Annotated in this window: 22 protein-coding genes and 1 tRNA gene; 16 read left to right on the forward strand and 7 right to left on the reverse strand. The window is 70.6% G+C overall.

What is annotated here, in order from left to right:
- Nucleotides 1-88 precede the first annotated feature (88 nt).
- On the reverse strand, nt 89-1,444 hold the full coding sequence (locus tag OG936_RS20695; RefSeq protein WP_406496561.1) for a sensor histidine kinase: 1,356 nt from the start codon (nt 1,442-1,444) through the stop codon (nt 89-91).
- Nucleotides 1,445-1,628: 184 nt separating this feature from the next.
- Nucleotides 1,629-2,813, reverse strand: coding sequence for a sensor histidine kinase (locus tag OG936_RS20700; protein ID WP_406496562.1), 1,185 nt, complete (start codon nt 2,811-2,813; stop codon nt 1,629-1,631).
- Nucleotides 2,814-2,996: 183 nt separating this feature from the next.
- Between OG936_RS20700 and OG936_RS20705 the strand changes: the two genes are divergently transcribed.
- The 12 genes from OG936_RS20705 (at nt 2,997) to htpX (ending at nt 14,693) form a co-directional block, all read left to right on the forward strand.
- Nucleotides 2,997-3,398 carry an NADH-quinone oxidoreductase subunit A gene (locus OG936_RS20705; RefSeq protein ID WP_266747920.1) on the forward strand — a complete coding sequence of 134 codons (402 nt, stop codon included), beginning with the start codon at nt 2,997-2,999 and terminating at the stop codon, nt 3,396-3,398.
- Nucleotides 3,389-4,075 carry an NADH-quinone oxidoreductase subunit B gene (locus OG936_RS20710; protein ID WP_266747921.1) on the forward strand — a complete coding sequence of 229 codons (687 nt, stop codon included), beginning with the start codon at nt 3,389-3,391 and terminating at the stop codon, nt 4,073-4,075. Before OG936_RS20705 ends, OG936_RS20710 begins: the two co-directional genes overlap by 10 nt.
- Nucleotides 4,059-5,228: an NADH-quinone oxidoreductase subunit C gene (locus tag OG936_RS20715; protein ID WP_406496565.1), complete on the forward strand. Its 1,170-nt coding sequence runs from the start codon at nt 4,059-4,061 to the stop codon at nt 5,226-5,228. Before OG936_RS20710 ends, OG936_RS20715 begins: the two co-directional genes overlap by 17 nt.
- The gene (locus OG936_RS20720; RefSeq protein WP_266747923.1) at nt 5,225-6,193 is read left to right on the forward strand and encodes a complex I subunit 1 family protein; all 969 of its coding nucleotides are present in this window, start codon (nt 5,225-5,227) and stop codon (nt 6,191-6,193) included. Before OG936_RS20715 ends, OG936_RS20720 begins: the two co-directional genes overlap by 4 nt.
- Entirely contained in the window at nt 6,193-6,858 is a 666-nt protein-coding gene (locus OG936_RS20725) for a NuoI/complex I 23 kDa subunit family protein (RefSeq protein ID WP_406496567.1), read from the forward strand. The genes OG936_RS20720 and OG936_RS20725 overlap by 1 nt, the downstream gene beginning before the upstream one ends.
- The gene (locus OG936_RS20730) at nt 6,855-7,436 is read left to right on the forward strand and encodes an NADH-quinone oxidoreductase subunit J (protein WP_406496568.1); all 582 of its coding nucleotides are present in this window, start codon (nt 6,855-6,857) and stop codon (nt 7,434-7,436) included. Before OG936_RS20725 ends, OG936_RS20730 begins: the two co-directional genes overlap by 4 nt.
- Entirely contained in the window at nt 7,436-7,840 is a 405-nt protein-coding gene (nuoK, locus tag OG936_RS20735) for an NADH-quinone oxidoreductase subunit NuoK (protein ID WP_406496569.1), read from the forward strand. Before OG936_RS20730 ends, nuoK begins: the two co-directional genes overlap by 1 nt.
- On the forward strand, nt 7,837-9,837 hold the full coding sequence (locus OG936_RS20740; RefSeq protein WP_406496571.1) for an NADH-quinone oxidoreductase subunit L: 2,001 nt from the start codon (nt 7,837-7,839) through the stop codon (nt 9,835-9,837). Before nuoK ends, OG936_RS20740 begins: the two co-directional genes overlap by 4 nt.
- 27 nt (nt 9,838-9,864) lie before the next feature.
- Nucleotides 9,865-11,415 (forward strand): NuoM family protein, encoded by a 1,551-nt coding sequence (locus tag OG936_RS20745; protein ID WP_406500528.1) that lies wholly within the window; start codon nt 9,865-9,867, stop codon nt 11,413-11,415.
- On the forward strand, nt 11,412-13,010 hold the full coding sequence (locus OG936_RS20750) for an NADH-quinone oxidoreductase subunit N (protein WP_406496572.1): 1,599 nt from the start codon (nt 11,412-11,414) through the stop codon (nt 13,008-13,010). The genes OG936_RS20745 and OG936_RS20750 overlap by 4 nt, the downstream gene beginning before the upstream one ends.
- A gap of 97 nt (nt 13,011-13,107) precedes the next feature.
- Nucleotides 13,108-13,566: a large conductance mechanosensitive channel protein MscL gene (gene mscL, locus OG936_RS20755; protein WP_383758789.1), complete on the forward strand. Its 459-nt coding sequence runs from the start codon at nt 13,108-13,110 to the stop codon at nt 13,564-13,566.
- A gap of 263 nt (nt 13,567-13,829) precedes the next feature.
- The gene (gene htpX / locus OG936_RS20760) at nt 13,830-14,693 is read left to right on the forward strand and encodes a zinc metalloprotease HtpX (protein ID WP_406496573.1); all 864 of its coding nucleotides are present in this window, start codon (nt 13,830-13,832) and stop codon (nt 14,691-14,693) included.
- Nucleotides 14,694-15,001: 308 nt separating this feature from the next.
- Here htpX and OG936_RS20765 read toward each other — a convergent pair whose 3' ends face one another.
- Nucleotides 15,002-15,403, reverse strand: coding sequence for a YccF domain-containing protein (locus OG936_RS20765; RefSeq protein ID WP_383758791.1), 402 nt, complete (start codon nt 15,401-15,403; stop codon nt 15,002-15,004).
- Nucleotides 15,404-15,562: 159 nt separating this feature from the next.
- Here OG936_RS20765 and OG936_RS20770 point away from each other — a divergent pair, with 159 nt between their 5' ends.
- Both OG936_RS20770 and OG936_RS20775 read left to right on the forward strand, forming a co-directional pair.
- Nucleotides 15,563-16,120, forward strand: coding sequence for an SMI1/KNR4 family protein (locus tag OG936_RS20770; RefSeq protein ID WP_406496576.1), 558 nt, complete (start codon nt 15,563-15,565; stop codon nt 16,118-16,120).
- Between the two features lie 120 nt (nt 16,121-16,240).
- Entirely contained in the window at nt 16,241-16,513 is a 273-nt protein-coding gene (locus OG936_RS20775) for a GlsB/YeaQ/YmgE family stress response membrane protein (protein WP_266747933.1), read from the forward strand.
- Here the strand turns inward: OG936_RS20775 and OG936_RS20780 are convergent.
- The 3 genes from OG936_RS20780 to OG936_RS20790 form a co-directional block, all read right to left on the reverse strand.
- Complete coding sequence (locus OG936_RS20780; RefSeq protein WP_406496577.1) at nt 16,474-17,187, reverse strand: alpha-ketoglutarate-dependent dioxygenase AlkB family protein; 714 nt, start codon at nt 17,185-17,187, stop codon at nt 16,474-16,476. The two genes, OG936_RS20775 and OG936_RS20780, sit on opposite strands and share 40 nt — an antisense overlap.
- Before the next feature lies 1 nt (nt 17,188).
- Nucleotides 17,189-17,698 carry a methylated-DNA--[protein]-cysteine S-methyltransferase gene (locus OG936_RS20785; RefSeq protein ID WP_406496579.1) on the reverse strand — a complete coding sequence of 170 codons (510 nt, stop codon included), beginning with the start codon at nt 17,696-17,698 and terminating at the stop codon, nt 17,189-17,191.
- A 175-nt stretch (nt 17,699-17,873) separates the two neighbouring features.
- Nucleotides 17,874-18,362, reverse strand: a complete 489-nt coding sequence (locus tag OG936_RS20790; RefSeq protein WP_030926258.1) for a YajQ family cyclic di-GMP-binding protein — start codon at nt 18,360-18,362, stop codon at nt 17,874-17,876.
- Between the two features lie 213 nt (nt 18,363-18,575).
- On the opposite strand from OG936_RS20790, the gene OG936_RS20795 reads away from it, so the two are divergent.
- Both OG936_RS20795 and OG936_RS20800 read left to right on the forward strand, forming a co-directional pair.
- Nucleotides 18,576-18,657, forward strand: a tRNA-Tyr gene (locus tag OG936_RS20795).
- A gap of 86 nt (nt 18,658-18,743) precedes the next feature.
- Nucleotides 18,744-19,193, forward strand: a complete 450-nt coding sequence (locus OG936_RS20800; RefSeq protein WP_406496581.1) for a DUF523 domain-containing protein — start codon at nt 18,744-18,746, stop codon at nt 19,191-19,193.
- Between the two features lie 51 nt (nt 19,194-19,244).
- Here the strand turns inward: OG936_RS20800 and OG936_RS20805 are convergent, their stop codons facing one another.
- Nucleotides 19,245-19,901, reverse strand: coding sequence for an SDR family oxidoreductase (locus OG936_RS20805; protein WP_383758797.1), 657 nt, complete (start codon nt 19,899-19,901; stop codon nt 19,245-19,247).
- Between the last annotated feature and the right edge of the window lie 8 nt (nt 19,902-19,909).

The raw sequence follows: 19,909 nt of genomic DNA on the forward strand, positions 1-19,909 counted from the left end.
CGAGCCAGTACCGCGGCCGGGGACGAGGGGACCTGAAGGGGCCGTGGACCTGGGGGTTCCGGTCACGGCACCGGACGGACGGACGCGCTCAGCCGCGCCACGGCAGCTCGGCCGTGATCCGCGTCGGACCGCCCTGCGGGGAATCCACGACGAGGACGCCGTCCACCGCGTCCAGCCGTTCGGTCAGCCCGGCCAGCCCGCTGCCCGACGACACCTCGGCGCCGCCGCGGCCGTTGTCGGTGACCTGGAGCATCAGCCGGTTCGCGGTGCGCCACACATCGACGGAAGCATGGGTCGCCCGTGCGTGCTTGCTCACGTTCTGCAGCAGCTCCGAGACCGTGAAGTAGGCGATCCCTTCGATGGCCTGGGCGGGCCGGGACGCCAGGTCCACTTCGACGGTGACGGGGACGGTGCAGCGGGAGGCGATGGCGGAGAGTGCGGCGTCGAGTCCGCGGTCGGTGAGGACGGCGGGGTGGATGCCGCGGGCGAGGTCGCGGAGTTCCTGGAGGGCGACCTTGACCTCGCCGTGGGCCTCGTCGACCATGCGGGCCGCGGCCTCGGGGTCGTCGGTCAGCTTCTCCTTCGCCAGACCCAGATCCATGGCGAGGGCGACGAGCCGGGCCTGTGCGCCGTCGTGCAGGTCGCGCTCGATGCGGCGCAGGTCGGCGGCGGCCGTGTCGACGACCACCCCGCGGTCCGACTCCAGCTCCGAGACGCGCGTCGCCAGCCGGGACGGCCCGAGCAGCCCGGCCACCATCAGCCGGTCCACGCTCACCAGCCCGCGGATGATCCACGGCGTGAGGAGGACGAGTATCAGGCCGCAGACACTGGTCGCGGCCAGCTCGAAGGGGGAGTCGAGGTAGACCTGATGGGTGCGGTCGCCGTAGAGCTGGATGCCGCCGACCCCCATGTACGCGGGGAAGACCCAGTGCCACAACGGGTAGGTGAGAGTGGCCCACCCATACGACCAGAACGTCAGTGAAACCGTGAAGGCGAAGACCGCCCACGGGAAGTGCAGCAGCCCGTAGAGCAGATGCCGCCAGGACACCCCGCTCTTCAGGACCGCGCCCACCCAGGACATCAGGCCGCCGGTCCTGCCGCGCACCGGCGCCGGCTCGGCCACGTCCAGCCCCAGCAGCCCGCGCGCCCGGGCCCGCTCCAGCATGCCGAAGCCGCGGCACATGGCGAGGGTGCCGGCCAGGATCGGGACGCCGAGGAAGGTGATCAGCATGCCGACGCCCAGGGACGTCAGGGTGATCGAGAGGCTGAACAGGACCGCGCTGATCGGCAGGCTCAGCAGCAGATAGCCGAGTTCGCGCCAGGTCCTGCCCTCGAAGGGCGCGCGGAGCGCGGCGGGGAAGAAGCGCTTCACCGGGGGATGGTCCCCGAAACCGGCTCCGGACCGCTGGTGGTCCCGAGTGTCCGGTCCGTATGCCGTGGCCATGGATGCTGTCCGTTTCGTCTCGGGGAGCCGGTTTCTCCGCTGGTACATCAAGGGTGCTGGACCGTGGGCCCGCTCACCATGAGGGCGGTATCCCTCTTCGACCGGGGGTTTTCCCCACCCCGCGAGGGGACCTGGGAGTGCTCGGTTTCCCGGCCCTGCTGACCTGGCCGATACTGTCCTGGCCCTACCCGACCCGGCCCTTGTCCCGGTTCCGCCAGGGCAGTTCCGCGGTGACGGTCGTGGGGCCGCCGGCCGGCGAGTCGAGGACGAACAGCCCGTCGACGGCGCCCAGCCGTTCGGCCAGCCCGGCCATGCCCGTACCGCCGTCCATCCGGGCCCCGCCGCGCCCGTCGTCGCTGACCTGGATCAGCATCCGGTCCGCCGACCGCCACACCTCCACGGACGCCGAACGTGCCCCGCTGTGCTTGCTCACGTTCTGCAACAGCTCCGAGACCGTGAAGTACGCGATCCCCTCGATCGCCTCCGCCGGACGCGCCGGCAGATCCACCCCCACCGTGACGGGGACGGTGCAGCGGGAGGCGATGGCGGAGAGTGCGGCGTCGAGTCCGCGGTCGGTGAGGACGGCGGGGTGGATGCCGCGGGCGAGGTCGCGGAGTTCCTGGAGGGCGACCTTGACCTCGCCGTGGGCCTCGTCGACCATGCGGGCCGCGGCCTCGGGGTCGTCGGTCAGCTTCTCCTTCGCCAGACCCAGGCCCATGGCGAGGGCGACGAGCCGGGCCTGTGCGCCGTCGTGCAGGTCGCGCTCGATGCGGCGCAGGTCGGCGGCGGCCGTGTCGACGACCACCCCGCGGTCCGACTCCAGCTCGGCGATCCTGCGCTCCAGCTCGTCGGAGGGGGAGAGCAGCCCGCGCGCCATCGCCCGGTCGGCATGGGTGAGGAGCCGCGCGACAAAGGGGAGCACCGGCCACAGCACGAAGAGGCTCACGAACGTCACGGTGAAGGTGAGCACGCCCCAGGGCAGCCGGATGAAGGAGTACAGCACCGCCCGCCAGCCCACCGGGTCCGTGAGACTCGACCACAGCCAGGGGAAGAAGCCCTGCGCCCGGCGGGACAGCACCATCGGACTGGGCTCGTCGATCCGCAGCCCGAGCATCGCCCGCGCCCGGCCCCGCTCGGCCCTGCCGATCAGCCGCGCCCCGTGCAGTCCGGCGGCGAGCAGGGGCAGACCGATCACCGTGACCGCGAGCCCCACGCCGACGCCGATCATGAACACCGTGTAAACAAACCCGGCCAGGGCCATGGGGAGGTTGGCCAGGAGGTAGCCGATCTCCTTCCACGTCCACCGGTCGAGGGCGAAGCGGGCGGGCGGTGGACGGTCGTTGTCGGGCACCAGGGGGCTCATGGTCATGCGCCCCAGCCTGCCGGGCGGGCTCTGCGGACGCCATGGGGTCCGTGGGTGGGGTGAAGTAGGGATAACCCCACCCGTAGGCCGAGGCGGCTGCTTACCCTATCTTTAACAGGGCTCTTTGGCAGGGCCTAGACTCCCCTGCGTACAGATCGTCGAACGGGTTTGAGGGAGCGAGGGGCGGACGTGACGGAACTGCCGGAATCGACCGTTCTCGCGTCGGACTACTTCCACGGCTATTCCGTGGTCGGACTGCTCGCCGTGATCGGCGTGCTGTTCGTCGCCGTCGCCTTCGGGGCGGGCCGGCTGCTGCGGCCCGTGGTTCCCACGCCGGAGAAGCTCCTGACGTACGAGTGCGGTGTGGACCCGGTGGGTGAAGGATGGGCACATACCCAGGTCCGTTATTACGTCTATGCCTTCCTGTACGTGATCTTCGCCGTCGACTCGATCTTCCTGTTTCCGTGGGCGACCGTATTCGCCGCCCCCGGATACGGGGCGACGACCCTGGTGGAGATGTTCATCTTCCTCGGTTTCCTGGCCGTAGGACTGCTCTACGCATGGAAGAAGGGCGTCCTCGAATGGACGTGACGAGCACGCCGCCCCCCGAGCACCGGCCCGCGACGCAGCCGGGACCGGACCCCGAGACGGGCTCCGAACCGCAGGCCGTTCCGACGTTCCTGCCGGAGCCCAAGCGGCTCGGCGTCCTGTCGCGCCTGGCCCCCGAGCCGATGAAGGTGGTCCTGAACTGGGGCCGCCGCTACAGCCTCTGGGTCTTCAACTTCGGGCTCGCCTGCTGCGCCATCGAATTCATCGCCGCGTCCATGGCCCGGCACGACTTCATCCGGCTCGGCGTGATCCCGTTCGCCCCGGGCCCGCGCCAGGCCGACCTCATGATCGTCTCCGGCACGGTGACGGACAAGATGGCCCCGGCCGTGAAGCGGCTGTACGAGCAGATGCCCGAGCCCAAGTACGTCATCTCCTTCGGCGCCTGCTCCAACTGCGGGGGCCCCTACTGGGACTCGTACTCCGTGACGAAGGGCGTCGACCAGATCATTCCGGTCGATGTCTACGTACCCGGCTGCCCGCCCCGGCCCGAGGCGCTCCTCCAGGGCATCCTCAAGCTCCAGGAGAAGATCGCCCGCGAGTCGCTGGGCGAGCGGTACGCGACGGGCGGCGGCAGTCGTCCCTCCACGACCGCACTGCGCAGCGGCCTGGTCGCCGCCCCGCCGGCCCCGGGGGAGGACCGCGATGACCAGCACCCCTGACGCCGCCGCCGAGGGCTACGACCGCCTGCCGGATGCCGCCGCCGAGTACTTCGGCGAGGAGGCGACGGCCGCGTACGCGTACGACCTGCTGACCGTCGACGTACCGGCCGCCTCCTGGACCGCCGCCCTCGAAACGGCCCGAGACCGGCTCGGCTGCACCTATTTCGACTGGCTGAGCGCGGTCGACGAACCGGGCACCGGCTTCCGGGTCTGCGCCCACGTCGCGGCCCTGTCCGAGGGCAGGGTCCGCCGTCTCCTGATCCGTACGACCGTTCCGCACGAGGCGGCTGTCCTTCCCACCGCCATCGACGTCTACGCGGGCGCCGCCTGGCACGAGCGCGAGACACACGAGATGTTCGGCATCGGCTTCGAGGGCCACCCGCATCTGGTGCCGTTGCTGCTGCCCGAGGGCTTCGAGGGGCACCCGCTGCGCAAGGACTTCGTGCTCGCGGCACGTGTCGCGAAGGCCTGGCCGGGTGCGAAGGAGCCGGGCGAGTCGGAGCACGGCGGCCCGAAGCGGCGCACGATGCTGCCGCCCGGCGTCCCCGACCCGAACGAATGGGGCCCCCTGAAGGGCCAGCTCCCGCCCGCCCCGTCCCGCCCGGCCCGCGCCGCACGCGCGGCGGGCGACCGCCCGGTACGCCGCACCCGCAGCGCGAGCGAGGGCTCGGCCGGCCAGCGGCAGGAGACAGCCGCACCGGCGGCCGGAGCCGAGGGAGCCGAGACCACTCCCGCCGCGCCCCCGCGCCGCACCCGCAGCGCCTCCCAGGGCTCGGCGAGCCAGCAGCGCGAGGCAACGAAGCCGGCAACGGAAGCAACGAAGCCGGCAACGGAAGCAACTGAGCGGGCAACGAAGCCGGCAACGGAAGCAGCGAAGCCGGCAACGGGCGCCGGTGCCGGGCCGACGCAGCCGACCTCGGGAAGCGCCGACGCGCCCTGGCACCACGCCCGCCCGGCCTTCGACACCACCCCCGAACCGTCCTCGGACCCTGGGACGTCGCAGCCGCAGGGCACGACGGAGGACAACCCGGACACCCCGAACCGGCCTGCGACCCCGCCCTCGCCCTCCGCCGAACCCGAGCAGCCCGAACCCGAGCAGCCCGAACCCGAAGCCGAAACTCCCGACCGCCCCGCCGGAGGCGATACCGCGTGAACGACGTACTCGACGTCGCCCTCCGGCTCGTCATCGTCTTCGCCGTGTTCATGGTTCTCCCCCTCGTCGTGGGGCAGACCGAGCACAAGGTGATGGCCCATATGCAGGGCCGCCTCGGACCCATGTACGCGGGCGGCTTCCACGGCTGGGCCCAGCTCGTAGCCGACGGCGTGAAGTTCGCGCAGAAGGAAGACATCGTCCCGGCCGAGGCCGACCGCCGTATCTTCCAGCTCGCACCGGCCGTCGCGCTCCTCCCGTACCTCCTCGTGCTGGTCGCCATCCCGATCGGCCCCGGCGAGAGCGCGGTCGGCCAGGTCGTCGACGCGGGCATCTTCTTCGTGCTCGCCGTGATGGGCGTCGGCGTGCTCGGCTCGCTGATGGCGGGCTGGGCCTCCGCCAACAAGTTCTCCCTCCTCGGGGGCCTCCGCACCGCCGCCCAGCTGCTCGCGTACGAACTGCCGATGCTGCTCGCCGCCGCCTCCGTCGCGATGGCGGCCGGCACCGTCTCCCTCCCGGGCATCCTCGACGCCTTCGAGTGGTGGTGGCTGCCCTGGCAGATTGTCGGCGCCCTGGTCTTCTTCGTGGCCGGACTCGCCGAACTGCAGCGCCCGCCGTTCGACATGCCGGTCGCCGACTCGGAGATCATCTTCGGCGCGTACACCGAGTACACCGGCCTGCGCTTCGCGTTGTTCCTGCTCGCCGAGTACGCCGGCATCGTCGTGCTGTGCGGACTGACCACCGTCCTCTTCCTCGGTGGCTGGCACGGCCCGTTCGGCGCCGACGGACTCGGCTGGGTCTGGACTCTCCTCAAGATCGCGGTCCTCGCCTTCGTCGTCATCTGGCTGCGCGTGAGCTATCCCCGGCTCCGCGAGGACCAGCTGCAGAAGCTCGCCTGGACCACGCTCATCCCGCTCGCTCTCGCGCAGATCGCGCTCACCGGCATCGTGAAGGTGGCGATCAACTGATGGCTGCGCCGCTCCCGCCCTCCCGGCCCCGCATCCCCGGCTCCGGTCTGGCCAAGGGCCTGGCCGTCACCCTGCGGACGATGACGAGGAAGACGGTCACCGCCCAGTACCCGGACGTCCAGCCCGAGCTCCCGCCCCGCTCCCGCGGCGTCATCGCGCTGTTCGAGGAGAACTGCACGGTCTGCATGCTCTGCGCCCGTGAGTGCCCGGACTGGTGCATCTACATCGACTCCCACAAGGAGACGGTGCCCGCCGCCGCCCCGGGCGGACGCGAACGCAGCCGCAACGTCCTCGACCGCTTCGCGATCGACTTCTCGCTCTGCATGTACTGCGGTATCTGTATCGAGGTGTGTCCCTTCGACGCACTGTTCTGGTCGCCGGAGTTCGAGTACGCGGAGACGGACATCCTCGAACTCACCCATGAGCGCGACAAGCTCCGCGCATGGATGTGGACGGTGCCGGAACCGCCCGCGCTCGACCCCGGTGCCGAGGAGCCGAAGGAGATCGCCGCCGCCCGCAAGACGGCGGAGAAACTCGAAGCCCAGCGCGCCAAGGAGGCCCAGCAGGCGCAGGAAGCCCAGCAGAACCAGGAAGCCCAGCAGAACCAGGAAGCCCAGCAGGCCCGAGCGACCCAGCAGGATCAGAAGGAAGAGGGGGAGGAGTGACACTCGCAGCCGCCGCAGCGCACTCTGCCCTCGCCGCTGACTCCGCCCACTCCGGTTTCCTCTCCCCGACCGGCATCGAGATCGCCTTCGTCCTCGTCGGCATCTCCACCCTCGGCGCTGCCCTCGTCACCGTCACGACCAAGCAGCTGGTGCATGCCGCCCTTTGGCTGGTCGTGGCGCTCGGTGGCCTCGCCGTCGAGTACCTCCTGCTCACCGCGGAGTTCATCGCCTGGGTGCAGGTACTGATCTACGTCGGTTCCGTGGTCGTCCTCCTTCTCTTCGGGCTGATGCTCACCAAGGCCCCCATCGGCCGCTCCCCGGACGCCGACTCGGGCAACCGCTGGGCGGCCCTGGGCGTGGCAGTCGCCGCCGCCGGCACGCTCGTCTGGGTCGTCGTCGACGCCTTCCGCGCCACCTGGATCACCCTGGACGGGCCCGCCCAGGGCTCCACCGAGGTGACCGGCGCCTTCCTCTTCCGGCACTGGGTGCTGCCGTTCGAGGCGCTCTCCGTCCTGCTGCTCGCCGCGCTCGTCGGCGCGATCGTCCTGTCCCGCAAGCGCGGTAAGGAGCAGAGCTGATGCACCTCGCCTATCCCGCGGTGCTCGCCGTCCTCCTCTTCTGTACCGGGCTGTACGGAGTACTCGCCCGCCGCAACGCGATCCTGGTCCTGATGTCCGTCGAGCTGATGCTCAACGCCGTCAACCTCAACCTGGTCGCCTTCGACGTCTGGCTCCGCGACGCCCTGCACTCCGGCCAGGCCCTCACCCTCTTCACCATCGCCATCGCGGCGGCGGAGACCGGCATCGGCCTCGCCATCGTCCTCGCCGTCTACCGCAACCGCGGCAGCTCCGACGTCGACCGCCTGCGCGATACCGCCGAGACCGACGACGCCGAAACCCTCCCCGGCGACGAGGCCGGCGACACCGAAGACCAGGCCACTGCTCCGGCAGGGAAGGCAAAGAAGGCAGAGGCCACCACGTGACCACCACGACCCTCGCCGTCCTCGTCCCCCTCCTTCCGTTCCTGGGCGCCGCGGCCGGTCTCCTGCTCGGACGCCGTGCCCCCGGTTACGTACGCCCCCTCGCCGTACTGCCCACCCTCACCGCCTTCGTGTTCGCCGTCGTCGTCGCCTCGCGCCAGGGCGGCGGCCGGGCCATCGACGCGGCGACCCGGCTCACCCCCACCGGCTCGGTCCCGGTCGACCTCGCCCTGCACCTCGACGGCTTCGCGGTCCTCGTCGCCGTCCTGGTCGGGCTCGTCGCGACCTGTGTGCAGATCTACTCGACCGCGTATCTGCGCGACGACCCCCGCTACCCCTCGTACGCGGCTCTCGTCTCCCTCTTCACTTCCGCGATGCTGCTCGTCGTCTACTCCGGCGACCTGATGGTGCTCCTGGTCGGCTGGGAGATCATGGGCATCTGCTCGTACTTCCTCGTCGGCCACTACTGGGAGACGCCCGAAGCCCGCGCCGCCTCCCTCAAGGCCTTCCTGGTCACCAAGCTCGGCGACGTCCCCTTCCTGATCGGTCTGTTCGCACTCGCCGCCGACGCCGGCTCGTTCCGCATCACCCGCATCCTGGGCGCCGTCGCGAACGGCGGACTGGACCACCCCACCCTCATCGCCCTGCTGCTCCTCGCTGGTGTCGCCGGCAAGTCCGCGCAGTTCCCGCTGCACACCTGGCTGCCCGACGCGATGGCCGGCCCCACCCCCGTCTCCGCGCTGATCCACGCCGCGACGATGGTCGCCGCCGGCATCTACTTCGTGGCCCGGCTCCTGCCCGTCTTCGCCCAGTCCGGCGCGGCCCTCGTCGTCCTCGCCGTGATGGCCGCGGTCACGATGATCGGCTCGGGACTCGCCGCCCTCGCCCAGGACGACATCAAACGCGTCCTCGCCTACTCGACGATCGGCCAGCTCGGCTACATGTCCGGCGCCCTGGCCGTCGGCGACCGCGGTGCCGCCGTCTTCCACCTCCTCTCCCACGGAGCGTTCAAGGCCGTCCTCTTCCTCGCGGCGGGCGTCGTCATCCACGCCGCCGGGACCAACTCACTGGCCGCCATGTCCCGGATGGGCGGCCTGGCCAAGCGCATCCCGGACGCCTACTGGACGATGACCGTCGCCCTCCTCGCGCTCGCCGCCATCCCGCCGTTCGCCGGCTTCTTCTCCAAGGAAGCCGTCCTCGTCGCCGCCGAGCACACCGCACTCGGGGAACGGCACGTCGCCCCGGCCGCCGCGGGCTGGACCGTCCTCGTCGCCGGATTGCTCGCCGCCGTCCTCACCGCCGCGTACGCCACCCGTCTGTGGCTCCTCGCCTTCCGGGGCCGCGGCGCCGAGGCCCCCGACCACGGCCGGCAGCCCGTCGCGATGACCACCGTCCTGTGGGTCCTCGCCGTCCCCACCATCGCCTTCGGGCTGACCGTCGGCGTGATCACCGACTGGTTCGACGGCCACAGCCTCGCCCCGTCCCTGACCACCGCCGTCCTCTCCACGGGCGTCGGCCTCGTCGGCGGCCTCGTCACCTACGGTGCCTGGTGCCACACCTCGGCGCTCGCCGCCCGCACCCCCGTGGGCACGGTCGTCGCCCATCCCGACGCCGAACCCGCCCTCGTCGAGGCCCAGGCCCTCTCGGCGCACACCGCCGCCTACGGCGCCTACGGGGACGCCCCCGACCCGGCCGACCCCGGCCGCTTGCTGCTCGGCCCGCTCCACCGCCACGCCGCCGCGGGCTTCCACCTCGACGCCCTGTACACGACCCTGTTCGTCCGCCCCGTCCAGGCCGCGGCGAGCCTCGTCCGCTTCCTGGACCGCGAGGTCGTCGACACCTACGTACGCGGCTCCGGCACCGGCGCACGCTGGCTCGGCACCGCCGTCCGCCGCGCGCAGACCGGCAACGTGCAGACCTACCTCGGCGCGCTGCTCGCCAGCTCCCTGGTCCTGGCGATCGCCGCCGTCGTCTTTGCCAACGTCAACGCCGGGTCGTGAGCCGTGATCGATATCAGTGAATCCGTGATGCAGTTCCTTCTCGCGTTCATCGTGGTCGTCCCGCTCATCGGCGCCGTGGCCGCTCTCCTGCCGGCCCCGCCCGGGCTGAAGGGAACCAGCCCCGACCAGGCCGTGCTCCGCCACGGCGTGACCGTCACCGGAGCGGTCCTCATCGCCGCGATCGTGCTGGCCGCCGGCTTCGACCACGACCACCCGTCGAAGATGCAGGCCACCACCGACATCAGCTGGATCCCGGCGCTCGACGTCCGCATCCATCTCGGCATCGACGGCATCTCGCTCCCCCTTCTCGTACTGACCGCGCTGCTGACCTTCCTCTGCGCGCTGTACAGCTACTTCAAAATGCCTGCCGGCCCCTCCCCGAAGGCCTTCGTCGCACTCGTCCTCGTCCTGGAGTCCGGCACCCTCGCGACCTTCGCCGTCCTCGATCTGCTGCTGTTCTTCCTGGCGTTCGAGATGGTGCTCATCCCGATGTACTTCCTCATCGCCCGCTGGGGCGGTGCGCAGAAGCAGGCCGCCGCCTGGAAGTTCATCCTCTACACACTGCTCGGCTCGGTGATCATGCTGCTGGGCCTGCTCCTCATCGGACTGAAGAGCGGCACCTTCGACATGGTGGCACTCGCCACTGACAACGGCCGTGGGCTCACCTCGTCCGTGCAGGTCATCGCGGTTCTGGCGATCGGCATCGGGCTCGCCGTGAAGACCCCGATGTGGCCGCTGCACAGCTGGCTCCCGGACGCCCACACCGCCGCCCCGACCGTCGGCTCGGTCCTGCTCGCGGGCGTCCTGCTGAAGATGGGTACGTACGGGTTCGTCCGGATCCTGCTGCCCATCACTCCCGACGGGATGCACACCTTCGCGCCCTACCTCGCCGCCTTCGCGGTCGTCGGCATCGTCTACGGATCGCTTGCCTGCCTGGCGCTGGCCCGCCCCGGCTCCAAGGGCGACCTCAAGCGCCTGATCGCGTACTCCTCCGTCGGACACATGGGCTTCGTACTCCTCGGCATCGCGAGCATGACCCCCACCGGAGTCAACGGCGCGCTCTTCGCCAACATCGCCCACGGCCTCATCACCGGCCTGCTGTTCTTCCTGGTCGGCGCGGTCAAGGACCGGTACGGCACCGCCGACCTCGACACCCTCTCCGGCGCCACCGGGGCCGCGCTCTACGGCCGGGCACCCCGGCTCGGCGGCCTCCTCGCCTTCGCCGCCGTCGCCTCCCTCGGCCTGCCCGGGCTCGCCGGATTCTGGGGCGAGATGCTCGCCCTGTTCGGCTCCTTCGACCCCGCCGACGGACTCAGCCGCCCCGCCTTCCTCACCTTCATGTCGATCGCCGCGTTCGGTACCCTGCTCACCGCCGCGTACATGCTGATCGTCGTACGCCGCGTCTGCATGGGTGAGAAGCGGGCAGAGCCGCAGCAGCTCGCCGACGTCCAGACGTACGAATTCGCCGCCTGGACCCCGCTCGTCGCCCTCACCGTCCTCGCCGGCCTGTGGCCCGCCGTCCTCCTCGGCCTCACCGACCCGGCCGTGCAGAAGCTCCTCGCAGGAGGCAAGTCGTGACCACAGCCGTCGTCACCCCGGGTGTCGTCACCGCAGCGGCCGACAGCACCACCAGCCTCGTCCAGTCCGTCGACTGGCTCGCGATCGCGCCCCCGGTCGTCGTCGCGGCCGTCGCTCTGATCGTCCTGGTCGCCGACCTCTTCCTCCCCGCGGAGCGCAAACAGCTCCTGGGCTGGGTCACCATGGCCGGCCTCGTCGCCGCACTCGCCCTCCTCGTCCCCCTGCGCGACGGCGGCCACTCCACCTTCTGCCTCACCGCGGCAACCACCGGCACCGGGGCCCCCAGTGCCTGCAGCTACACCGCCGATCACTTCGCCCTCGTCATCCAGGCACTCGTACTCGGCGGCGCACTGCTGACCGCCCTGCTCTCCCTCGGCGACATCCGCAGACTTCCCGCGGGCGAGTTCTGGTTCCTGCTGCTGTCCTCCGCGTCGGGCGCCGCGCTCCTGCCCGCCGCCCGCGACCTCGTCACTCTCGTCGTCGCCCTCGAAGTCGCCTCGCTGCCGGCCTTCGCCCTCGTCGGCATCAAGCGCGGCGACCGGCGGTCCTCCGAAGCCGCGCTGAAATTCTTCCTCTCCTCCGTCGTCGCCACCGCCGTCATGCTGCTCGGCGTCAGCTTCGTGTACGCGACCACCGGCACCCTTCACCTCACGGAGATCGCCGCCCGGCTCGACGACGTACCGGGACAGCTCGACACGCTCGCCCAGGCGGGCGTCGTCCTCACCCTGGTCGGCTTCGCGTTCAAGACGGCCGCCGCGCCCTTCCACTTCTGGGTGCCGGACACCTATGTGGGCGCCCCCCTGCCGGTCGCCGCCTACCTCTCGGTCGTCGGCAAAGCGGTCGGCTTCTCCGGCCTCATCCTCGTCACCGTGATCGCGTTCCCGGCGTACGCGGACGTCTGGGGCCCGGCCCTCGCCGTCCTCGCCGCGCTCACCATGACCATCGGCAACGTCGCCGCCCTGCGCCAGAGCGCCACCCGCGTCCGCAGCGCCGTACGCCTGCTCGCCTGGTCGTCCGTCGCCCAGGCCGGCTACCTCCTGGTGCCGATCGCCGCCGCCGCGTACTCCAGCGACGAGCGCATCGGCTCGACGGTCGCGTACGCCCTCATGTACGCCGTCGTGAACCTCGGCGCCTTCGCGGTCGCCGCCCTCGTCGCCCGTACGAACCCCGGGAACCGGATCTCCGACTACCGCGGCCTGTACGCCACCCGCCCCCTCGCCGCCCTCGCGATGGCCTTCTTCCTGCTCTGCCTGGCCGGCCTGCCACCCGGCATCGTCGGCCTCTTCGCCAAGGTCACGGTCTTCTCCGCGGCCGTCGACGCGGGACTCGGCTGGCTCGCGGTCGTCATGGCCGTCAACGTCGTGATCGCGCTCTACTACTACCTTCAGTGGACCGCGGCGCTTTTCCGCGCCCCCGAAGAGACCCAGGCCCCGGCGGAGGAGGCCGCACCCGCGGACACGGCCGTACCCGCTCCCGCCAGGCACCGTGCCCCGACGCCCGTCACCCTCGCGATCGCTCTCACCGCCGTCGCCGGCGTCGTCCTCTCCGGTGCTCCGCAGACGGTCCTCAGATTCGCCGCCGTCAATCTCTTCTGACGTACCCAAGATCGGTTTGCCCGGAACGGTCCCCACGGGGCAAGGTCATGGCCGCACATCCCCACACACGCACCCAGGTCCCAGAGGAGCAAGAGCAGTGCTGAACGGGTTCAAGGACTTCATCCTGCGCGGAAACGTCGTCTCCATGGCCATCGGGCTGGCCGTCGGAGCGGCGTTCACCGCAGTCGTCACCGGATTCAGTACCGCCTTCATCACCCCGCTGATCGGCCTCGCCACCGGCTCCGTCGGCGACTTCAGCTCGGCGGAGTTCTCGGTCGACGGCGCCATCTTCCCGTACGGGAAGTTCCTTGCCGCCGCCATCGCCTTCCTGATCACCGCGGCGGTGCTCTACTTCGGCGTCGTCGTCCCCATGACGAAGGTCCAGAACCGTTTCTCCAAGGCGGAGGAGCAGGTCGACATCAAGGCCGCCCTGCGCGACTGCCCCCGCTGTTACACCGAGATCCCGGCCATCGCCTCCCGCTGTGCCCACTGCACCAGCGAGATCCAGCCGGACCCAAAGGCCCTCGCACTCGCAGGTCTCCCCGCCCAGCGCTGAGCCGTCCGGCACGGATCGACAACGGATCGACATGGGCACGGCCTCTCAGGGCCTGTCCGGCCCCTCACGGCCGGACAGGCCCTGACCCGTTCGGTCCAGAGCCCGACGCCGGGCCGAAGCGCCGGACAGGCCCGGTCCCGCGGCCGCGGGCACAAGGGAACTAGCTCTCCTCGCCTGGCGTTGACCTGTACGGGAGGCTCCACTGAGGAAGTGGAGACCACCAAGCAAAGGGTTCCCCTGCCGCACCACTTGGAGGGCGTACCGTGCACCGCCGGCACAACGGGCTGAGAACCGCCGTACTCCTCGGGGGCCTGTCCGCACTCATCATCGTCATCGGAAGCTTCTTCGGACGTACGGGCCTGATCGTCGCGCTCCTCGTAGCCGTCGGCACCAACGCCTACGCGTACTGGAACAGCGACAAGCTGGCGCTCAGGGCCATGCGCGCCCGCCCCGTCAGCGAATTCGAGGCGCCTCAGCTCTACCGCATGGTCCGCGAGCTCTCGACGGCCGTCCGCCAGCCGATGCCCCGGCTCTACATCTCCCCGACGCAGGCCCCCAACGCCTTCGCGACGGGCCGCAATCCGCGCAACGCCGCGGTCTGCTGCACAGAAGGCATCCTGCAGATCCTGGACGAGCGGGAGCTGCGCGGCGTCCTCGGCCACGAGCTGAGCCATGTGTACAACCGCGACATCCTGATCTCGTCCGTCGCCGGAGCGCTCGCCTCCGTCGTCATGTTCCTGGTCAACTTCGCCTGGCTGATTCCGGTGGGCCGGTCCAACGACGACGAGGGCCCGGGCATCCTGGGCATGCTGCTGATCATGATCCTCGGCCCGCTGGCCGCCTCCGTCATCCAACTGGCCGTCAGCCGCTCCCGCGAGTACCAGGCGGACGCCTCGGGCGCCCAGCTGACCGGCGACCCGCTGGCCCTCGCCAGCGCCCTGCGGAAGCTGGACGCGGGAACGAAACAGCTCCCGCTGCCCCCCGAGCCGAGGATCGAGACCGCGAGCCACATGATGATCGCGAATCCCTTCCGCCCCGGCCAGGGCATGTCCAGGATGTTCTCGACACACCCGCCGATGGCGGAGCGCATCGCCCGACTGGAGCAGATGGCAGGGCATCGCCCCTGAGGGGACGGCCCGGGAGCCGTGCGCAGGACAGTCGCCTCCGCGACGGACCGCCGTGAGCCGCTGCTCCAGCCGGGAGCCCGCAGCACAAGGGCCTACGGGGCTTCCTTGCTCCGCGTCATCCACGGGCCGGCCCCGGAGCCGATAGCGACGACCGGGCTCGCAACCCGGGCCAGGATCGACGTGACGCCGGTGAGGTCCCCGAAGTCGGTGAAGTGGACGGCTGCGGCGCAACCGGTGCCGGGCCCCGCGAGCCCCTCATGATCCGAACGAGAGAGACCCTGTCCCCCGCAGGCGCGAGAACTGCGCCGTCACCGGGCTCCGAACGCCTCGTCGGTCGGGACCACCTCTCGCCCCAGCGGCATGAGGGAGATGGGGATCATCTTCAGGTTCGCCCAGCCGAAGGGGATGCCGATGATCGACACGAACAGCGGGATGCTCGTGAGCAGGTGCCCCAGCGCGAGCCACCAGCCGGCGAAGACGAGCCAGATCACGTTGCCCACGCACGAGGGTGCGCCCGCGTCGGGCCGTTCCACGGTGGTCCGGCCGAAAGGCCACAGGATGAAGCCCGCGATCCTCAGAGAGGCAATGCCGAAGGGGATGGTCACAATGAGGATGAAGCAGATGAGCGCCGCGACCGCGTAGCCGAGGGCCATCCAGAAGCCGCAGAACACCACCCACAGGATGTTGAGGATCAACTGAAGAGGCTTCATGATCTCTGCGCTCCGTCTCGCTCGTCCGTCGGCCCTGCTCAGTGCCCAGTATCAGGCCCACGCGCCTGGAGCCGGAACCGGAGTGAAGCGGGAGGGGCGATCGTGGCCCCGATTCACACGCCGACGGCGATTGTCAGTGCCGTCCTTCACCATGAACCCATGAACGACACCGAGCAGTTGCTGGCAGCCGTGGTGAAGACCGCACACACCGCCCCGCGCCGGGACGAGCACCCCCTCCCCGCCCCGCTGCCCGCCGAGGCCGTCGAGCGGGCCGAAGCGGCCCTCGGCTTCACCCTGCCGCCGCTGCTCGCCGCGCTGTACACCCGGATCGCCAACGGCGGCTTCGGACCGGAGTACGGCCTGATGCCGCTGCTCGGCGACCGCGGCCCGGACGGGGAGGAGTCCGCCGTCGCGCAGTACCTCGCGCACCGCAGGGCCGCGACCGACGAGGGCGGGTGGCCGTGGCCGGAGGGCGTACTGCCGATATGCAGCCTGGGGTGCGGGATGTACTCCTGCGTGGACTGCCGCAGTGAACACACCACGGTGCTGCTCTTCGAGCCGAACGCCGACGAGCCGGAGCACGCCTGGTACGTGGACCGGCCCGACCTCGCCCAGTGGCTCCGCAGCTGGCTGGACGGCACCGCGTGGTACTGCGAGGACTCCGAGGACGAAGGGGCCGAGATGGCGCCCTGGCCGGATTTCAGCGCCCGCGTATGACCCATGGGCGAGCGGGGACGTCCGCCCGTCACCGCGAACCCCGGATCGCGGACCACGCAACCGCCCGACCGGCAGGAACGTCTTGGATTCCAGGAACGAGTGACGGGTAGGTTCGCACGCATGAGCATTATTGGCTGGATCATTCTCGGACTGCTTGCCGGCGCCATCGCCAAGGTCCTGCTCCCGGGCCGCGACCCGGGCGGCCTGGTCGGCACCACCCTCATCGGGATCGTCGGCGCCTTCCTCGGCGGCTGGATATCGTCGCGCTTCCTCGACCGCCCCATCTCCAACGACTTCTACGACACGGCCACTTGGATCTCGGCCATCGGCGGTTCGCTGGTCCTGCTGATCGCCTACCGCCTCCTCTTCGGAAACTCCCGCGAACGCCGCTGACGACCGTCAGCGCCCGGCGCATCCAGCCCGGTCTCGCGCAGGGTCAGATTGAGCCGGCCACGACTCATGCCCGTCGCCGGATCCGCCGTCCCCGGGCAGATCTTCGGCACACCGTGGAACGCGAAGCGCGAAAGTCCACCGAAGACGAACAGGTCGCCGGAGGCCAACTCCACATCTGTGTACGGCTTTCCGCGGTGCTCCGTGTTCCCGAAGCGGAAGACGCAGGTGTCGCCGATGCTGAGCGACACCACCGGAGCACCGGACCGCTCCTCCTTGTCCTGGTGCATGCCCATCCGCGCCGTGTCGTCGTAGAAGTTGATGAGGGCGGTGTCCGGCGCATACGTCCGGACCGCCCTCTCGTCCCCGTACGCGTCGGCCAGCGCCTTACGCCCCAACTCGGCCAGCCAGCCGGGGAAATCGGCGACCCGGGCACCGTTCACATCGTCGGCCGTACGCGAGTACCGGTACGGCTGCCAGTGCCACCCCAGGCAGACCGTCTGCACCGACATCACCCCACCGCCCGGCAGCACCGTGTGCCGTAGCGGCACGGGCCCCCGCGCCCACTCCCGGCAGGCGGCCACCAACTCCCGTTGGCGCTCCGGCGGCAGCCACTCGGGCACGTGCACGGCCCCCGGCGCGACGACGGCCCGCGGCCTCGGAAAGAGCCCGGACATGTCAGCGCACCGCCAGGGCGCCTTCCAGCCCCAGAAGCTGTTCCTTGCGCTCCAGGCCGCCCGCGTAACCCCGCAGGGCCCCGTCCGCGCCGATCACCCGGTGGCACGGCCGCACGACCAGCAGTGGATTGCGCCCGATCGCCGTCCCCACGGCCCGCACACCGGCCCCGGGCGCACCGATCCGTTCGGCGATCTGCCCGTACGAGACGGTCTCCCCGTACGGGACGGTGTCCAGAGCCGCCCAGACCCGGCGCTGGAAGTCGGTGCCCCGGCCGTCCGCGTACACGATGTCGAAACGGGTCAGCCGCCCCGCGAAGTACTCCCGCAGCTGTGCAGCGATGCCTGTGAAGGCCTCCGGCGCGTGGGTCCAGTCGTCCTGGACGACCGCGGCGCCCTTCTGGCCGGGCAGCGAGAGCGAGGCGAGCGCGACCCCGCCGGCCGCACCGGAGGCTGCCTCACCGGCCAGCAGCAGTTCGCCCAGCGGGCTGTCGACCGTTGCGTACATGGTCATGACCGTCTCCTTGCCCTACCTGCCGGAAGTCGACGGGATCGTCGTCCGGCACGGACAAGTCTGCGTCCCCCGCGCCGCCGCGACCGGCGGTATTCGGACATCACATCCGGGCCTTGCGCCTCCCGCCCCGCACTCGCAAGGAGCGCGACCGGAAGGCGCAGGACCCGCCGGGAACCTACCGGTAGTTCACGAACTGCACGGCGAAGTCGAAGTCCTGGCCCTTCAGCAGCGCCTGCACGGCCTGCAGGTCGTCCCGGCTCTTCGAGCTGACCCGCAGCTCATCGCCCTGGACCTGCGCCTTGACGCCCTTCGGGCCCTCATCACGAATGATCTTCGCCACCTTCTTGGCGTTCTCCTGGGAGATGCCTTCCTCGATCGTGGCGAAGATCTTGTACTCCTTGCCGGACAGCTGCGGCTCGCCCGCGTCCAGTGACTTCAGGGAGATGCCGCGCTTGATCAGCTTGGACTGGAAGATGTCGAGGATCGCCTTGACCCGCTCCTCGCCGTTCGCCTCCATCAGGATCTTCTCGCCGGACCAGGAGATCGAGGCGCCGGTGCCCTTGAAGTCGTAACGCTGCGAGATTTCCTTGGCGGCCTGGTTGAGGGCGTTGTCGACCTCCTGCCGCTCGACCTTCGAGACGATGTCGAAACTGGAGTCGGCCATGACGTGTGGCTCCTTGTATCGGGGTGCTGGGAAACGGGGTGCATACGGGCGATCGCGGGCCTGTCGGCGCCGCGCCGCCGGTCAAAGCCTAGCCACCCACGCCGGATCGGGCCGCTGATCAATCCAGTGGCGTAGCACCCCCGGGCATCGGGTATCGTTTACGTCGTTGCCACGGAGCACCGCGGAAAAGCGGTTCTCACAACAACAATCCCTGGCGGTGTGCCCGAGTGGCCAAAGGGAGCAGACTGTAAATCTGCCGGCTCAGCCTACCCAGGTTCGAACCCTGGCGCCGCCACATGGCAAGGCCCCTGTCCTAGGACAGGGGCCTTCTTTGTTTCTGCCGCGACGTGTGCCGCGGCTTCGGCTGCGAGGGTCGTGAACATGGAACCTGTGCTGGTCAGCGCCTGTCTGCACGGTGTGCCCTGCCGCTTCGACGGCCGCGGCAAGGCCTCCGCCGCAGTGGCCGAGGCCGTCGGGGACCGCCGCCCCGTCGCCTTCTGCCCCGAGGTGGCCGCCGGACTGCCCACCCCACGTCGCCCCGCCGAGATCGTCGGCGGCGACGGCCACGACGTACTGGACGGCCGCGCCCGCGTCGTCGACGACACCGGTCACGACGTGACGGAGGAGTTCGTGGACGGCGCCAGACGGGCGCTGGACGCTGCGCGCCGGGCCGGGTGCACGCAGGCACTGCTGATGCCGCGCAGCCCTTCGTGCGGGCGTGGCACCGTCTATGACGGTACGTTCACGGGCGAGCTCCAGCAGGGCGACGGCGTCACCGCCGCCCTGCTGGAACGCCACGGCATCACGGTCCGCCCGGCACCGCGCGGCTGACCAGGAGCGGCCCCTGCCATGACCACCGGGGACCGCACCACCGGGAACGGCTCAGTTCCCCGCCACGTCCTTCACCGCGACCGACACCGGCACGTTCCCCGAGATGAGCTCCAGCGTCAGCCCCGCCGTCGCCGGGGTCTCCAGCAGCTCCAGCAGCGCCGCCGCCACATCGTCACGGGGCACCGGTCCGCGGCCCGTGGAGGCGGCCAGGAGGACCGTCCCCGTACCCGCGTCGTTCGTCAGCATTCCGGGGCGCAGGATCGTCCAGTCGAGTGCGGTCCGGGAGCGCACGTACGCGTCCGCGGCGCCCTTCGCCCGGAGGTACGCGTCGAAGGTGTCGTCGCCCCGGTGATCGGGGCCGGCGCCCATCGACGACACCATGACATAGCGCCGTACCCCCGCCCGTTCGGCCGCGTCGGCGAGCAGCACCGCCGCGCCGCGATCCACCGTCTCCTTGCGTGCCGAGCCGCTGTCCGGGCCCGCACCGGCCGCGAAGACCACCGCGTCGGCGCCGCGCAGCACCTCCGCCACCTCCTCCACGGAGGCCGATTCGAGATCCAGGACGACCGGCTCGGCGCCCGCCGCCCGGAGGTCCTCGCTCTGTTCCGGATTCCGGATGACCCCCACGGCCTCGTACCCGCGCGCGGCGAGCAACCGCTCCAGCCGCAGCGCGACCTGACCATGTCCACCTGCGATGACAATGCGCATGATGACGA

Origin of the sequence: Streptomyces sp. NBC_00846 (assembly GCF_045207325.1) — a bacterium.
GTDB lineage: Bacteria > Actinomycetota > Actinomycetes > Streptomycetales > Streptomycetaceae > Streptomyces.

Excerpts from the sequence above, each read along its gene's own strand:
- OG936_RS20695 (WP_406496561.1), bottom strand. The coding sequence starts at position 1,444 with ATGGCCACGGCATACGGACCGGACACTCGGGACCACCAGCGGTCCGGA.
- OG936_RS20700 (WP_406496562.1), bottom strand. The coding sequence starts at position 2,813 with ATGACCATGAGCCCCCTGGTGCCCGACAACGACCGTCCACCGCCCGCC.
- OG936_RS20710 (WP_266747921.1), top strand. The coding sequence starts at position 3,389 with ATGGACGTGACGAGCACGCCGCCCCCCGAGCACCGGCCCGCGACGCAG.
- OG936_RS20715 (WP_406496565.1), top strand. The coding sequence starts at position 4,059 with ATGACCAGCACCCCTGACGCCGCCGCCGAGGGCTACGACCGCCTGCCG.
- OG936_RS20725 (WP_406496567.1), top strand. The coding sequence starts at position 6,193 with ATGGCTGCGCCGCTCCCGCCCTCCCGGCCCCGCATCCCCGGCTCCGGT.
- nuoK (WP_406496569.1), top strand. The coding sequence starts at position 7,436 with ATGCACCTCGCCTATCCCGCGGTGCTCGCCGTCCTCCTCTTCTGTACC.
- OG936_RS20745 (WP_406500528.1), top strand. The coding sequence starts at position 9,865 with ATGCAGTTCCTTCTCGCGTTCATCGTGGTCGTCCCGCTCATCGGCGCC.
- OG936_RS20765 (WP_383758791.1), bottom strand. The coding sequence starts at position 15,403 with ATGAAGCCTCTTCAGTTGATCCTCAACATCCTGTGGGTGGTGTTCTGC.
- OG936_RS20770 (WP_406496576.1), top strand. The coding sequence starts at position 15,563 with ATGAACGACACCGAGCAGTTGCTGGCAGCCGTGGTGAAGACCGCACAC.
- OG936_RS20775 (WP_266747933.1), top strand. The coding sequence starts at position 16,241 with ATGAGCATTATTGGCTGGATCATTCTCGGACTGCTTGCCGGCGCCATC.
- OG936_RS20780 (WP_406496577.1), bottom strand. The coding sequence starts at position 17,187 with ATGTCCGGGCTCTTTCCGAGGCCGCGGGCCGTCGTCGCGCCGGGGGCC.
- OG936_RS20785 (WP_406496579.1), bottom strand. The coding sequence starts at position 17,698 with ATGACCATGTACGCAACGGTCGACAGCCCGCTGGGCGAACTGCTGCTG.
- OG936_RS20790 (WP_030926258.1), bottom strand. The coding sequence starts at position 18,362 with ATGGCCGACTCCAGTTTCGACATCGTCTCGAAGGTCGAGCGGCAGGAG.
- OG936_RS20800 (WP_406496581.1), top strand. The coding sequence starts at position 18,744 with ATGGAACCTGTGCTGGTCAGCGCCTGTCTGCACGGTGTGCCCTGCCGC.
- OG936_RS20805 (WP_383758797.1), bottom strand. The coding sequence starts at position 19,901 with ATGCGCATTGTCATCGCAGGTGGACATGGTCAGGTCGCGCTGCGGCTG.